This window comes from Spirosoma rhododendri, assembly GCF_012849055.1.
GTDB lineage: Bacteria > Bacteroidota > Bacteroidia > Cytophagales > Spirosomataceae > Spirosoma > Spirosoma rhododendri.
Window position 1 is genome coordinate 5,546,050 of the sequence record NZ_CP051677.1, and the last position, 14,876, is coordinate 5,560,925.

Here is a 14,876-nt window from a genome sequence, read left to right on the forward strand (position 1 = left end):
CAGCGTCAAATCACAGGTCAGGATGATCAGAAACCGGGAATCAGATTTGTCTTGATGAGTTTGATGGAGATAGCCAGCAGGATGATGCCGAATATTTTGCGGAGCACCGCCAGACCACCCGGCCCCATACGCGCTTCGAGCCACTCCGACGATTTCAGGACGATGTAGATCAGCATCAGATTAATAACGATGCCGACGATGATATTGAGCGTCTGATATTCAGCCCGTAGCGAGATGATTGTCGTGAGGGTTCCGGCTCCGGCAATCAGTGGGAACGCGATCGGGACGATGTGTGTGGCTCCACCCGCTTCCACTTCTGATTTGAAAATGGTGCGGCCCAGAATCATCTCTAGTCCGATCAGGAAAATAATCAGGCCACCGGCGACGGCAAACGACGCAACGTCGACGCCGAACAGTTTCAGGATGCGCTCGCCCACAAAGAGAAACGACACCATCAGCGCGCCCGATGCGAACGTGGCCTGTTCCGACTCGATCTTACCAACTTTTTTACGCAGGTCGATAATCACCGGCAGCGACCCAACGATGTCGATAACGGAAAAGAGAATGAGCGTTACCGAAATGATTTCCCGGAAATTGAACATAGCTGTTTAGGCAGGTTGTAGTTGGTAACAGACCGAGTTACGGGCGGTAGCTGCGTAGAAAATCGCGGAGCTGATCGCGCTCAGCCTGCGTGATGGCGGGGAAGTTGGCGATACGGAAGGTCGTGTTTTTCCAGTTGCCGTATCCGTTACCGAGCATGATACCAGCCTGCTGAGCCGCTTTCTTCACCGCCGAAATATCGGCTTCGCTCCCGCTGACGGCGATGACCGTGTCGGAACGGGTGGCCGGGCGTTCGGGCGTCGTGGGCGGGATGAGCAGGCGAAACCGCGAATCGGCCATGTCGCGCTCGAAGAAGGTGTACCATTCAGCCGCGTGCTGCCGCGTCAGGGCGTCGACTTCGGCGATGGGCGGCACCTGCTCCAGCACCCGCATCAGGCAGTAAATACCCAGTCCGTTGGGCGTGTAGGGCGTTTGGAACTTGCTGAAATTTTCGTGGAGAAACAGCAGGCTGTTGTAATGATCGTTTTCGCCGATAGCCTGCGCCCGTTTCAGCGCAGCGGGCGAATAAATCAGTACAGCCAGCCCCGCAGGCAGGCCAAAACACTTCTGCACGGACGCAAACCAGACATCAGCCAGGATCCAGTCGAAGGCGATACCGGCCATCGACGATACCGCATCGACCGCAATCAGGGCCGAAAAATCGCGCCGGAACCCAGCCAGCGTATCCATGCTGACCTGCGTACCGTTGGACGTTTCGTTCTGCACTACGCACAGTGTGTCGGCCAGGTTGGGCGCAATCATCGGCTTGATCTTGTGGGCGTATTCGCGCCACTTGTCGCCAAACGCGCCACCGGACGGGTGCAGACTAGTCGACGCGGTCAGCGACTGGGCCACGATTTCCCAGCACTCCGTCGCCGACGATACCAGCGCAATATGATAGTCGGCAGGTAGGGCCAGTTTCTCGCGCAACAGGGCAAACGCCCGCTCAACAATAGCCATAAACCCCGGACTGCGGTGGTTCATGCTGACAATTCCGTCGCGAACCGCCTGCGCAGCATAATCAGCCACCTGCGGGTATACTTTCGACGGACCGGGGTAGAAGGTTATCATAAATGCTTTTTTTAACACAGAGTTACAGAGGGTTTCACAGAGAAAAAGAGAAGTATTCTTTTCTCCATGCACTCCGTGAATTGCTCCGTGCCTCTGTGTTTATAAATCAATCAAATACCGAATTGCCAGCTCATATCCCATCAGCCCCAGACCAACGATGACGCCTTTGCTTTTGGCCGAGAGGTAGCTGTGATGGCGGAACGATTCGCGGGCGTGGACATTGGAAATATGCACCTCGACGGTCGGGGCGGTGATGGCCGCGAGTGCATCGCCAATCGCGACGGACGTGTGCGTGTACGCTCCTGCATTGATAACGATACCGTCGCCGTCGAAGCCGAAGTCGTGAATTTTGTCGAGCAGCGCGCCCTCGTGGTTCGACTGGAAATAGGTAAGTTGCACGTCGGGGAAGCTGGCCTGCAACGTCTCGAAATAAGCCTCGAACGACTGACTGCCGTAGATGCCCGGCTCCCGTTTACCCAGCAGGTTCAAATTCGGCCCGTTGATAATCAAAATCTGTTTCATACGTGTAGGTCGAGGTTTGTGGTTTGTACTGGGCCGCCGGGCGGTTAGCTGACGCGCGGTTGGTTACTCATGCGTCAGCCAACCACGAACAACAAACTACCAACCACAAACCCAGAATTACCCTGTGTGGCAAAGTTATATAAACGCCTTTAAGAACTACCTCCGGCTGGAACGGTCGCTGGCCGGTAACTCGGTTGAGGCTTACCTGCACGACGCCGAAAAGCTGTATCAGTACATTCTCCTGACCGACCCGGCCCGCACGCCCATGGATGTTTCGGAACGGGAGCTGATGGGGTTTCTGGTGTACCTGGGCGAACTGGGTCTGACGGCCCACAGTCAGGCACGGATACTGTCGGGGCTGAAATCGTTCTTCAAGTACCTGCTGCTCGAAGGCCTGATCCAGCATGACCCTACGCAGTTGCTGGAAGCTCCCAAACTCGGACGGAAGCTACCCGACACGCTCAGTTTTCCCGAAATCGAAGCCATCCTCGACACGATCGACCTGTCGACGCCCGGCGGTACCCGCGACCGCGCCATGCTCGAAGTGCTATACAGCTCAGGATTGCGCGTATCCGAATTGCTCGGCCTGCGCCTGACCAACTGCTACTTCGACGAAGGCTTCGTTCGGGTGCTGGGCAAGGGCGACAAGGTCAGACTGGTTCCGATCGGGCAGGACGCCATGCATTACACGCGCATCTACGTCAACCATGTCAGGAGCCAGCTTGACGTGCAGAAGGGCGACGAAGACACTATTTTTTTGAATCTGCGGGGCAAGCATCTCTCCCGCATTTCGGTTTTTACCACGATCAAAAAACTGGCGGATCTGGTTGGGATTCAGAAAAATATCAGTCCCCACACGTTTCGGCATTCCTTCGCAACACATCTGATCGAAGGCGGGGCCGATTTGCGGGCGGTGCAGCAAATGCTGGGGCACGAATCAATCACGACGACTGAAATTTATACGCACCTCGACCGCGATTATTTACGGCAGACTTTGCGCGAGTTTCACCCACGGGCGCAGAAAAAATAGGCCTGAAAACAAAGTCCCCGCCGTCGAAGCCGACGGCGGGGATCCCCCAACCTAACTAACCCAAAACTACATGAATATCAGTATATTGTTGATACGGACAGAGCCGTGTTCATTGCTGGATAAAACGTAAAAAATGAGTTACTCATTTGTCTGTTTACAAAACAAATGGTGTGCCATAATGAACTGATGGTTTTTAAAAATAAGGTAAAATTTAAAAAAAGTTTTTCTGGTGTACTCACTTTTTAGTATGGTCATTCTATCATGTAATTAATCACTGACCGGGTTAGCGGCTGAATATGGCTACCTTTGCGGCCGAAATTGTACCCGCGTATGTCTGTTAAACCTAAAAAAGAACTCGGTCAGCACTTCCTGATCGACCTCAGCATTGCTCAGGATATTGCCTCGTTACTAACCGGCCATGCCGGGCCGGGGCAGGCACCCTATCGGGAGATTCTGGAGATTGGGCCGGGCATGGGTGTACTGACTCAGTTTTTGCTACAGGATAATCGCTTTGATACGTATGTGATCGAAATCGACCGCGAATCAGTCGAATATCTGAATCAGCATTTCCCGGCCCTTAGCGGCCGGATTTTACCTTCCGACTTTCTCAATATCCGTCCCGACCTGCTGCCCACCAAGCAGCCCGATTCGACTACGCCCTTTGCCGTGATCGGCAATTTTCCATACAATATTTCGACGCAGATTCTTTTCAAAGTCCTCGACATGCGCGACCGGGTACCCGAGTTGGTGGGCATGTTTCAGCGCGAAGTGGCGCAGCGCGTGGCGTCGGGACCGGGCAACAAAGACTACGGCATTTTAAGCGTACTGCTACAAGCCTGGTACGATATAAAGTACGAATTCACGGTACCACCTGACGTATTCAACCCACCCCCGAACGTATTTTCAGGGGTCATTTCGCTCAAGCGAAACGACAAAACCGAGCTGGGTTGTAACGAGCGGAAGTTTACGCAGGTGGTTAAGCACGGTTTTAGCCAACGCCGAAAAACGCTGCGCAACGCGCTCAAACCACTTAATCCGACAGAAGCTGCTTTGGCGAGCCCGTTTATGAACAAGCGGGCTGAGCAGCTGAGCGTCGCCGATTTTGTTCAACTGACTAACCTGATGCAGCAGGCCGACCAATGACCTTTGAACTGACGCAGGACTACCTCGACCAGCTACATGCGTACATCGAAGCGGGCGACGATGAACGGCTTCGGGCCGAGATGGAGGAACTGTACCCCGCCGACATTTCGGAGATTCTCAACGAACTCGACGCCGAGCAGGCTCATTACCTGCTGAGCCTGCTCGACGAAAGCGTCGGTGCCGAAATTCTGGCCAATCTCGACACCGCCGACCGCACCGATTTTCTCAAAACGTTTACCTCGGAGCAGCTGGCCCCGCTGGTCAACGAAATGGACTCCGACGACGCGGTCGACATGCTGAACGAGCAGCCGATTCAGGTGCGGGAGGAAGTCATCGGTCTGCTCGAAGACCGCGAACAGGCCCGCTTCATCATCGATCTCCTCCACTACGACGATGGGGTGGCGGGTAGTCTGATGCAGAAGGAGTTGATCAAGATCAACGTCAACCTGACGGTTAATGCCTGTATCGAAGAAATCCGGCAGCAGGCCGAAGACGTCGAGAACGTGTACGCCATCTACGTCGTCGACGATCAGGGAAAGCTGCTCGGACTGGTATCCCTGAAGAAGATCGTGCTCTCGCAGAAGTATGTCAAGATCGCCGACATCTACGACGACGATATTGTGTTTGTGGAAACCTACCGCCCCGTCGATGAAGTGGCGGAACTGATGCAGAAATACGACCTCGATGCTATTCCGGTTGTGAACGTGCAGCAGCGACTGCTGGGCCGAATCACCATCGACGACGTGGTCGACGTAATTACCGAACAGGCCGAGGAAGACCGGCAGGTAATTTCGGGTCTGGCGGGCGAAGTCGAAGAAGACGACAGCGTGTGGCTCCGCTCAAAAGTACAGCTCCCCTGGCTGGTAGCCGGGGCCGTAGGCAGTCTGATGGCCGCGACGGTCATCAACGGGTTTCAGTCGGAATTGGGCAAGATCGCGGCTTTGGCAGCATTCATCCCGATCATCGGCTCGACGGGCGGCAACGTGGGCATTCAAACGTCGTCGCTCATCCTGCAAAGCCTGGCCGATACGTCGGGGTTGACAACCACACTTGGCAGACGTCTGCTGCGCACGCTGGCCGTGGCACTCATCAACGGGCTGGTCGTCGGGCTAATCGCGGGAACGTACACGTTTCTCATCGGTGAGCCCCGGCTGTTCTTCGTCGTCGCAACGTCGCTGCTATCGGTAGTGTTACTGGCCTCGTTCATGGGTACAGTAACGCCCCTGCTGCTCAGCAAGACCGGCATCAACCCCGCCGTAGCGTCCGGCCCGTTCATCACCACCGCCAACGACCTGATCGGCATCGGCGTCTATTTCCTAATCGCGCAATGGTTACTGTCTGAACTGTGACCGCTGATTGTCCTGAACTGTGATTTTTTCTGAACTATGATTTTTGTGATTGCTTTGATGGACTATGATTTTCTTTTTAATCAGCGAAATCAGTAAATCACCATTAATCACAGTTCAAGATTATCTGAACTGTGATTAATGGTGATTACACAGATAGACTGTGATTCCAAAAAATCAGGAAAATCAAAAAATCAGGGAAATCAAAAAATCAAAAAAATCACAGTTCAGACAATCGGCAATCAGCGGAATCAGTAAATCAGAAAAATCATAGTTCAGGCAATCAGCGCAATCAAAAAATCAGAAAAATCACAGTTCAAAACAATGATAGCCGTCATTCAGCGCGTCAGTCGGGCGTCCGTTACAATTGATAAGCAGGTGAAAGGGCAGATCGGCGCGGGGTTTCTGGTGCTACTGGGCGTTACCCATGCCGATACACCCGACGATGTGGAGTGGCTGAGCCGGAAGATCGTCGGGATGCGCGTGTTCGGCGACGCCGATGACAAGATGAACCTCGACCTGGCCAGTATCGGCGGCAGTATCCTGCTTATCAGCCAGTTTACCCTACACGCCAGCACGAAAAAGGGCAACCGACCCAGTTTTGTCGAAGCCGCCCGCCCGGAAGTCGCCATTCCGCTGTACGAAGCCATGATCCGGCAGTTGTCGGCGGATCTGGGGCGCCCAATTCAGACGGGCGAGTTCGGCGCGGACATGAAAGTCGAGCTGCTCAACGACGGCCCGGTTACGATTGTAATCGACACAAAAAATCGGATTTGACCGAGCGGTTGTATGACTTATCTTTTCCGAACCGTTACTTTTACTAAAACTGGTATACATAAACCCCTGCGGCTCACCCATTGGCGTGATCCTTCCTGTACGCTGCATGGATTTTTTACCCGCTGATCTGACGGCCTACGCCGAAACGCATACCTCGCCTGAATCGACGTTGCTTCAGCAACTCAACCGCAACACGCGGGCGCAGGTCATGGCCCCCCGTATGCTGTCGGGGCATTTGCAGGGGCGGCTGCTGAGCATGATCGCCCACATGATCCGCCCACGGCGCATTCTCGAAATCGGCACCTACACCGGCTACTCGGCCCTTTGCCTGGCGGAAGGGCTGACCGACGATGGCCTGCTGATTACGCTCGAACAAAACGAAGAACTCGAAGACTTTGCCCGCTCCTACTGGCAACAGTCGCCCCTGGGGGCAAAAATTGATTTGCGCATCGGTTCGGCGGCCGACATTATTCCAGCACTCGATGAAACCTTTGATCTGGTGTTTATCGACGCCGACAAGCGGAATAATCAGCTGTACTACGAATTGATTTTCGACAAGCTACGGCCGGGCGGGTTCATCCTGGCGGATAATGTGCTGTGGAGCGGCAAAGTTGTTGCGCCAGTCAAAACCAACGATACAGACACGAAGACCGTATTGGCATTCAACCAGTTAGTGCAGAACGACCCGCGCGTTGAAAACATACTGCTCCCCATCCGCGACGGTATTATGCTCATCAGGAAACGGTGACCGGTCTTCGCGTGGCAATTGCCGGTAAACCACCCGATCCAGATCCGAAAATCGAACATCATCTATCGAAAACCCAACAACCAACTATGCTTAAACGGACTCCCTTTCTGTTTTTTATACTCTGGCTGACGGCCGCATTTACGATGGCGCAAACCCCGGCGCCAAATGTACCCGACCGGTTGACGTTTGCCGACATTTCTGTTCGGCTCGACGATAATGCCCGGCGCATTGTGCAGCAGGACGTCAACTCACTATTGGCTAACCGGCAGTACTGGACCGCCAAACTCGACCGAGTCGCTCTGTATTTTCCCATCATCGAAGCCATTCTGATTCAGGAAGACGTACCGACCGATTTTAAGTACCTCGCCGTGCAGGAAAGTTCGCTGACGCCCGATGCTGTTTCGTCGTCGGCGGCTGTCGGATACTGGCAGTTCAAACGGGAAACCGCTACCGGCCTCGGCATGCGCGTCGACGAAGGGGTCGATGAGCGGAAGAGTATCACGGCGTCGACGCACGGGGCTGCGCAGTACATGAAGCGGAGCAACGCCCAGTTCAACAACTGGATTGCGTCGCTTTATTCGTATTATCTGGGGGCGGGCGGCATTGCCAAGCTTATCCCCCCCGACTGGGCCTACGCCCGCGAAATTGCCCTCGACGGCCGGACAGACCGTTATATTCTGCGCTTTTTCGCCCACAAGCTGGCGATCGAAAACGCGCTCAAATCGCACCAGACCAGCAACCGGATCGCCCTGCTCGAATACCCCGGCAGTGCGAACAAGACGTTCAAAGAAGTTGCCGACGAACTGAGCGTCGACGAGTTTGAACTGCGTAAGTACAACCGCTGGCTGACCGATGAAGCGGTTCCGGCGGATAAGGACTACGTAATGGTTGTGCCGGTCCCGACTGATCAGATCAACGATGTACGGCAGAAAATTGTCAGCGTAACGCCCCGCAAAGCCGCCGACGCCGGGCAGATCGACGTCGGTTTTCCGGTACTGCGCCGGGTAACGACGGGTTTGAAAGACGACCCGTTTCTGTACGAGATCAACGGCTTGCCCGGTATTCAGGCGCAGGCAGGCGACAATGCGGCTACGCTGGCCCGGAAATCGAAAATCAGTATGTCGAGTTTTTTGCGCTACAACGACCTGGATGAGTCAGACCCGATTATCGTGGGCGACGTGTACTATCTGGCCAAAAAACGCAAAAAAGCACTGGTCCCCTTCCACACGGTACGGGCTGGCGAAACGGCCCGCAGCATCTCGCAGCGGTACGGCCTGCGCCTGAAACGGCTGTTGCGCTACAACCGCGTTGACCGGACGCTGAAACTGGCAACGGGCCGGGTGATGTGGCTGCGTGAGCGTCGGCCGGCCAGCAAACCCGTTGAAATTATCAACGCGCCAACGCCCGCCGTCTACGACCAGACCCCGACGCCACCAGCCCGCACCGACATTGCCGATGGCAGTTTGCAACCGACCCGTACGGTAGCCGGGGGCAACAGTGTGCCGCGCACGATGGCGGAACGCAAAAAGTACCAGCCCAAGCTGGTCGGTGGGGGTGTAACACCGAACGACGGCACCTCGCAACCGGCGGCTCCCCAACCGGCAATCGAAGTGCAATCGCTGGGTGGCGACGGCTGGTCGACGGGCAGTACCGGCAGCGGGATGAGCAAAAAGAAGACACCCCGGACTACCCCCGCAGGCACAACGGTCAGTCAGCCAGCCGGTGCCGATGGCAGTCAGCGGCTCGTGATTGTTCGCACCCCAACCGGCGACGCGGGCCAGCCGGAAACCCGCGCCGTTCCGGTGGCCACTACGCCGGAGCGGACACAACCCGTCAGTGCCGCACCGGCTGCGGTTGAGAAACCGGCCAGCAAACCCACTGCCTCGGTGGAGATGAGCGCACCCGTCCGGGCAACCAAGCCCAAATCGGTCAGTGACGATGATCTGCAACCCGCCGAGCCGCGCACGGTTTCCCGGCCAGCGACGCCCAAGCCAGAGTCCCGTCCCGCGGAACCGGTCGTTGTGAAATCGACGCCGGAACCGAAGCCAGCTCCAGCCGAACCAGCCCCTATCAGCCGCCCGGCAACCCCGGTCGACCGCTCAGCAACGACGCATATCGTTGAACCAAAGGAAACGTACTACAGCATTGCCCGAATGCACGGCCTGACGGTCGATGAACTGTTGACGATCAACGGGCTGACGGCTAATGATCCGCTTCCGGCGGGGAAAAAACTTTCGCTGAAAGCTACGGGTGCAGGTACAACGACGCCGAAAGCTCAGACACCAAAACCGACAGTTGGTAGTGCTGCTCCTGCCAGTGGGGCGGCTGCCAGTTCGGCTAAAACGGTGTACCATACGGTTGGCAAAGGCGAGACGATGTACCGGATTTCGCGGGATTACGGCGTAACGGTTCAGCAGATTCAGGAGTGGAACAGCCTGACCGATACCAACGTAAAAGAGGGTCAGAAGCTGAAAATCGAGAAGTCGGAATAGCGGTTGTCTGAGACAGTATCCCTGCTGTCGAGCCGAAGGCTAACCACCTTTCCGCCAGATAGCCTTCGGCTCGACAGCAGGGATGCTGTCTCAGACAACCGCTACTCCGACTGCCCCAGCAATACGTAGGTTTTTCCCGGTTCTGTCGGCAGGTCGTAGACCGAGAAACCTGCCGTCTGCTCATTGGGCTGGCGGGTACGGTAGGCGTTGTCCGGCAGCTGATAGAACGGGTTCGGATTCGTACCCTTCGCCGGGACCAACGGATTTTTACCGGCTAAACGCAATTGCCCCGGTAGCCGCAGCCGACAAACGCCCCCCTGCGCCGATTGCACGACCAACCGCGTCAGCTTACCGGCTTGCCAGTCCATATCGAGAGTGTAGCCGCCCCGCGCTTTCAGCCCGCGTACCTGCCCCGACGCCCACGCATCAGGGCGAGCCGGTAGCAGGTTCAACAACCCGTCCTGACTTTGCAGCAGCATCTCGCTCATCCCGGACAGTCCTCCAAAATTACCATCGATCTGAAACGGCGGGTGCGCGCACAGCAGGTTGGTATAGGTGCCGCCCCTTTGGCGTACTCCGTTCCTTCTACACCGGTTAGTCGCAGCAGTTCGCGCAGCAGTTTATAGGCGTGATTTCCGTCGTGTAGCCGCGCCCAGAAGTTGATCTTCCATGCTTTGCTCCAGCCCGTTCCGCCATCGCCCCTGATTTCCAACGTTTTGCGGGCAGCATCAGCGTAATTTGGTGTCGTCAGGGGAGAGATTTCGCGGCCGGGGTGCAGCACAAACAGATGCGATACGTGCCGATGCTGTGGGTCTTCCGCGGGCCAGTCGTGGTACCACTCCTGCAAATCGCCCGCTTTACCGATCTGAAGCGGAAAGAGTTTTTGCTTTTTCTGGGCCAGCATCTGCCGAAAATCCGCGTCTGTATTCAGTTGCAGAGCCGCCTGTTCTACGTTGCTGAACAGATCCCAGATAATCCCCATATCCATAGTTGTCGCCACAGACACGGCTTCTTTTTGTCCGTTCTCCGTGATAAAAATGTTCTCCGGCGACGTAGATGGGGCCGTCACCAGCCGCCCTTCGGGACTTTCTACCAGAAAATCAACGCAGAACTGGGCGGCCTCTTTCATTAGCGGGTAGGCCACCGTGCGGAGGTACGTTTTATCGCCCGTAAACTGGTAGTGCTCCCACAGGTGCTGGCACAGCCAGTTACCTCCCATCGCCCAGTTGGCCCAGTTGGGATCGCCCTTGCCCCGGTCACCCACCGGGTTCGACGTGCCCCAAATATCGGTGTTGTGGTGCGCGACCCAGCCCCCGGCCCCGTAGAACGTCCGGGCGGTGTTCCGGCCTGTCGCGGCTACCGACCCGATCAGGTCGATCAGCGGTCGGTGCAGCTCCGACAGGTTCGTAACCTCGGCGGGCCAGTAGTTCATTTCGGTGTTGATGTTGATGGTGTAGTTACTGCTCCAGGGTGGGCGCACCATCGGATTCCAGATGCCTTGCAGGTTGGCCGCCGTCGATCGCGAACTACTGATGAGCAGGTACCGGTCGTACTGAAAATACAGGCTTTCCAGCATCGGATCGCTATCCCCCTGCGCATAGCGTTTGAGCCGCTCGTCGGTGGGCAATTGGGCGACGGTGCTCGTGGCAGAGCCGTTCAGCGTCAGACTGACGCGGTTGGCGTATGACTGGTAATCGCGGATATGCGCCTGCCGTACGGCCTCGATCGGCTTGGGCAGTACCTGTTTCAGATACGCGTCGACAAGGGCCTGCTCATCGCGTCCGTCCCGATCCGGGCACTTGTCGAAGCCGTTGAAACTCGTTGCCGCCACCAGATACAGCACGGCTTCCGAGGCATTCCGAATATGCAGCCCGGCGGTATCAGCCGTCACCTGCCCGTCGGTGCTCCGGATGCGGAGCCGCAGATCGAAGCGAGTACCATTGCAGCCCGTCGAGTCGTCGTAGCGAACCGGCTTTTTATCGTAGTCAACATAGTTGGGAACCGCTTTGGCGGGCGATTTCCCCCGCATGGCCAGTTCCATCGGCCCGGTTACCGTTTTCCGAACCGGATGCACACTACGAAGAGCCGCCGTCAGATCAAGCGCCCCCTTCCGGTCGGCCCGGAGCCGCACGACGATCACCTGATCGGGTGCCGAGACAAACAGTTCGCGGGTATACGTAACGCCCCCCGATGTGAAGCGGGTGGTGGCCGTGGCCGTGCCGACGTTCAGATCCCGGTAATACGCCGACGAGTCGCCAGCGAGCTTTTGTCGGAGCAGCAGGTCCCCCAGCGGCTGGTAGGCTTCGGTGTACACCCCCTGAATGCGCCGTACCTGTTTGGCCGCTTCCGTGTAATCCTGCCGGAACAGAGCCGCCCGTACGTCGGCGAGTGCGTTGGCAGCCCCCGGCGTCGGATCGTTACTCACCGGCCCACCCGACCACAGGGTAGCCTCGTTCAGCTGAATCAGCTCGGTCGATGCCCGGCCAAAGATCATGGCCCCCAGCCGCCCGTTGCCGATAGGCAGTGCTTCGTTCCAGTTGCGGGCGGGTTGCCTGTACCAGAGTGCATTGGCAGGCGGTGTGGTCGATGGTCGTGTCTGCGCCTTGCTGACTACCACGCTCGCAAGGAGCGCAGCCGTAAGAATTCCAGTTTGGATTATGTGCATTGTAGCGGGACTTTATGGGCACAGACCAAATCGGCCTGCGTTAGTCGTGATGACACAGATATGCCCCCGTCCCAAATAAAGCCCGTAACCAGCCATTTTCTAACCAGTCGGTTAGCGGCAGACAGTACCACACGTATTTGAACGTCGACGCGTACTCTACCGATTAAACCCGGTTTAGTTAATCATAAATGCATTTATAGACACTTTTTCACAAATCAGCATACCTGTGGCTTTGTTTCTGTTACATTATCCCTAACAACGCTACTATCATATAAACAAATCGACGTTTGGCCCGTATCTTGAAATCCGTTTGGTAGCTATGCCTTTTGTTAGCTGCCGGATTCGAACAGTACTTACTCAGAAACGCATGAGAAACGACTTATCTGACACCCGCATTTTGCTTGTCGATGACAATCCGCTCAATCTGATGCTTATCCGCAAGCTGGTCACGAAGTGGGGAGCCAGTGTCGATACGGCAGAAAACGGCGAAAAAGCCGTCGAGTTGAGCCGCGATGGAACGGCCAACAGGTTGCCCTATCAGGCCATCATCATGGATTTGCAAATGCCCGTTATGGACGGCGCAACGGCCTGCCAGCTCATTCGTCAGTTCGATTCGTCAGTCGCCATTCTGGCGTCGTCGGCGACAGCCTTACCCCAGGCCGAACTGGACGCCAGCGGGTTTACGGGTTCTGTCGTCAAACCATTTGAGTCGGCTCAGCTTCGTCAGCAGCTGTTATCGATCCTTAGCGAGTAATGTACTGCCGCAATCGCTACAGCCCCCAACTGAACCGGCCGTTACTATCACCCCCCCAAACGATCTTCATCCGGCAGGCATTACCCGTACCACTTCTTATCAAACCCGGTACAGATTCGGCACTTTGCCAGACAGAATGGTGGACCGTTTTTCTCGTACTAGCCCTGCAACTCCGACGTGGTAAACGAATTGGCGTGCAGGTTACAGCCATCGGTTGCTAGCTGATCTATCGTCTGTTACGGGTATACACGATCTATGTGTTGCCTTTGTGAACGGAAAAGCGGGCAGGGTTCCGCTATTCGTTCCCGTTACAGCTCAATCGATTAACCAGTGACTCCGGTCATTTTGGGTCGATCAGGCCAGGGCATCCACATCAACTACCCGTTAATTCCCATGAAAAAAGGTTTAAAAATCGCGCTCTGGAGTTTGCTGGGTCTCGTCGTACTGCTATTCGTGGCGGGCGGCCTGTTCCTTTACAAAGTCAAAAATGGATTTCCCGTCAGCTACGAAACCGACCGACCAGCGATCAATTTCCCGGCCAACAAGCCAGCCGTTTTGCTATTTTCCAAAACAACCGGTTTCCGCCACGGTGAATCCATTGATGCGTCGAAGCCAGTTTTTCAGCAACTGGCGCAGCGGAACGGCTGGTTCGTGTACGAAACCGAGGAAGGGGGCGTGTTTACCCCGGAACAGTTAAAGCAGTTCAAGGCCGTTGTTTTCGACAACTCGACCGGGCGGGTGCTGAACGATGAGCAGCAACAGGCGCTCAGTGAGTACGTCGAAGCGGGCGGGTCATTGGTAGGTATTCACGGGTCCGGCGACGATTCGCATCACTGGCCTTGGTACGAAACCAACCTGCTCGGTGCCAAATTTTCGCACCATCCACTCAATCCACAACTCCAGCAGGCGGACGTACACGTCAATGCCAATGTCGATTCAACGCTGACGCGTCGGCTACCGGCGTCGTGGAAACATACCGACGAATGGTACGTCTTCTTTACCCAGCCCAGGGGCGTCAGGGTAGTGTCATACATCGACGGCGACAAGATTATCCCCAGCGGTAATGTGCTCTTTATCAAGGATAAAAATTTTGGCATGGGCCACAATCATCCGGTTGCCTGGTACCGGACAGTGGGCCGGGGCAAAACGTTCTACACGTCGATGGGCCATAACGCTGCCGTCTGGCAGGATACTGATTTTGTGCAGTTGCTGACTAATGCATTGCAGTGGGCAATGGCCTCACCGAAGTAGTACCCTCCACCGTTTTTCCAGCGTCAAGTATCTTAATCAATTCACCTGTACCATGAAAAGCATTGTCTTTACCCTTGCCTGTGCGCTTTCGCTGACAACGCTATACGCGGCTCCGCATACAGCCCCGGCACCCATCAAACCACCTGTCTATCGGGCCGATTCTATCGATTTGAACCAGTACGTTGGCAAGTATAAGTTTGAGGGTCTGCCCTTCGAATTTGTTACCATCGCCGTTAAAGACGGTCAGCTGACAATCGACACGGGCAGCGAAGCCGGTGCCATGACACCCATCAAAAACACGCTGGATGCCTTCGATGCCGCCGGTCGGGCTACGCTGACCTTCAAACGCGACGATACCAGGAAAGTAACGGGTGTCACGCTCGATGCGCAGGGCAGGAGCTTCGAGGGCAAAAAGGAAAACTGATTTTGTAGAAGAAAGCAAAAAGATGTGAGAGAAAAGACCCGCTAACCAGACTC

At 55.8% G+C, this 14,876-nt stretch carries 14 protein-coding genes; 9 read left to right on the plus strand and 5 right to left on the minus strand.

The features are described from left to right. Positions 1-26 precede the first annotated feature (26 nt). The 3 genes from HH216_RS23290 to aroQ all read right to left on the minus strand — a co-directional run bounded on the left by HH216_RS23290 (position 27) and on the right by aroQ (position 2,193). Complete coding sequence (locus tag HH216_RS23290; RefSeq protein WP_169553041.1) at positions 27-602, minus strand: MarC family protein; 576 nt, start codon at positions 600-602, stop codon at positions 27-29. A 37-nt stretch (positions 603-639) separates the two neighbouring features. Beyond that, positions 640-1,671 (minus strand): aminotransferase class V-fold PLP-dependent enzyme, encoded by a 1,032-nt coding sequence (locus HH216_RS23295; protein ID WP_169553042.1) that lies wholly within the window; start codon positions 1,669-1,671, stop codon positions 640-642. A 99-nt stretch (positions 1,672-1,770) separates the two neighbouring features. Next, the gene (gene aroQ, locus HH216_RS23300; protein ID WP_169553043.1) at positions 1,771-2,193 is read right to left on the minus strand and encodes a type II 3-dehydroquinate dehydratase; all 423 of its coding nucleotides are present in this window, start codon (positions 2,191-2,193) and stop codon (positions 1,771-1,773) included. Positions 2,194-2,317: 124 nt separating this feature from the next. On the opposite strand from aroQ, the gene xerD reads away from it, so the two are divergent. From xerD to HH216_RS23330, 6 genes are all read left to right on the plus strand, one after another. Then, on the plus strand, positions 2,318-3,223 hold the full coding sequence (xerD, locus tag HH216_RS23305) for a site-specific tyrosine recombinase XerD (protein ID WP_169553044.1): 906 nt from the start codon (positions 2,318-2,320) through the stop codon (positions 3,221-3,223). 330 nt (positions 3,224-3,553) lie between these two features. Beyond that, on the plus strand, positions 3,554-4,366 hold the full coding sequence (gene rsmA, locus HH216_RS23310) for a 16S rRNA (adenine(1518)-N(6)/adenine(1519)-N(6))-dimethyltransferase RsmA (RefSeq protein WP_169553045.1): 813 nt from the start codon (positions 3,554-3,556) through the stop codon (positions 4,364-4,366). Beyond that, positions 4,363-5,715: a magnesium transporter gene (gene mgtE, locus HH216_RS23315; RefSeq protein WP_169553046.1), complete on the plus strand. Its 1,353-nt coding sequence runs from the start codon at positions 4,363-4,365 to the stop codon at positions 5,713-5,715. Before rsmA ends, mgtE begins: the two co-directional genes overlap by 4 nt. Positions 5,716-6,036: 321 nt before the next feature. Next, entirely contained in the window at positions 6,037-6,489 is a 453-nt protein-coding gene (dtd, locus tag HH216_RS23320; RefSeq protein ID WP_169553047.1) for a D-aminoacyl-tRNA deacylase, read from the plus strand. A gap of 106 nt (positions 6,490-6,595) precedes the next feature. Continuing rightward, the gene (locus HH216_RS23325) at positions 6,596-7,237 is read left to right on the plus strand and encodes an O-methyltransferase (protein ID WP_169553048.1); all 642 of its coding nucleotides are present in this window, start codon (positions 6,596-6,598) and stop codon (positions 7,235-7,237) included. Between the two features lie 86 nt (positions 7,238-7,323). Then, positions 7,324-9,729: a LysM peptidoglycan-binding domain-containing protein gene (locus HH216_RS23330; protein ID WP_169553049.1), complete on the plus strand. Its 2,406-nt coding sequence runs from the start codon at positions 7,324-7,326 to the stop codon at positions 9,727-9,729. A 101-nt stretch (positions 9,730-9,830) separates the two neighbouring features. Here HH216_RS23330 and HH216_RS26325 read toward each other — a convergent pair whose 3' ends face one another. After that, complete coding sequence (locus HH216_RS26325) at positions 9,831-10,274, minus strand: glycoside hydrolase family 95-like protein (protein ID WP_408641804.1); 444 nt, start codon at positions 10,272-10,274, stop codon at positions 9,831-9,833. Further along, on the minus strand, positions 10,214-12,394 hold the full coding sequence (locus HH216_RS23335) for a glycoside hydrolase family 95 protein (RefSeq protein WP_254448579.1): 2,181 nt from the start codon (positions 12,392-12,394) through the stop codon (positions 10,214-10,216). The genes HH216_RS26325 and HH216_RS23335 overlap by 61 nt, the downstream gene beginning before the upstream one ends. Positions 12,395-12,761: 367 nt before the next feature. On the opposite strand from HH216_RS23335, the gene HH216_RS23340 reads away from it, so the two are divergent. The 3 genes from HH216_RS23340 (at position 12,762) to HH216_RS23350 (ending at position 14,823) form a co-directional block, all read left to right on the plus strand. Continuing rightward, the gene (locus HH216_RS23340; protein ID WP_169553050.1) at positions 12,762-13,148 is read left to right on the plus strand and encodes a response regulator; all 387 of its coding nucleotides are present in this window, start codon (positions 12,762-12,764) and stop codon (positions 13,146-13,148) included. A 393-nt stretch (positions 13,149-13,541) separates the two neighbouring features. Then, a complete protein-coding gene (locus HH216_RS23345) occupies positions 13,542-14,399 on the plus strand; it encodes a ThuA domain-containing protein (protein ID WP_169553051.1) in 858 nt (285 codons plus the stop codon). Positions 14,400-14,451: 52 nt separating this feature from the next. Then, positions 14,452-14,823: a DUF3471 domain-containing protein gene (locus HH216_RS23350; protein WP_169553052.1), complete on the plus strand. Its 372-nt coding sequence runs from the start codon at positions 14,452-14,454 to the stop codon at positions 14,821-14,823. Positions 14,824-14,876: the final 53 nt, after the last annotated feature.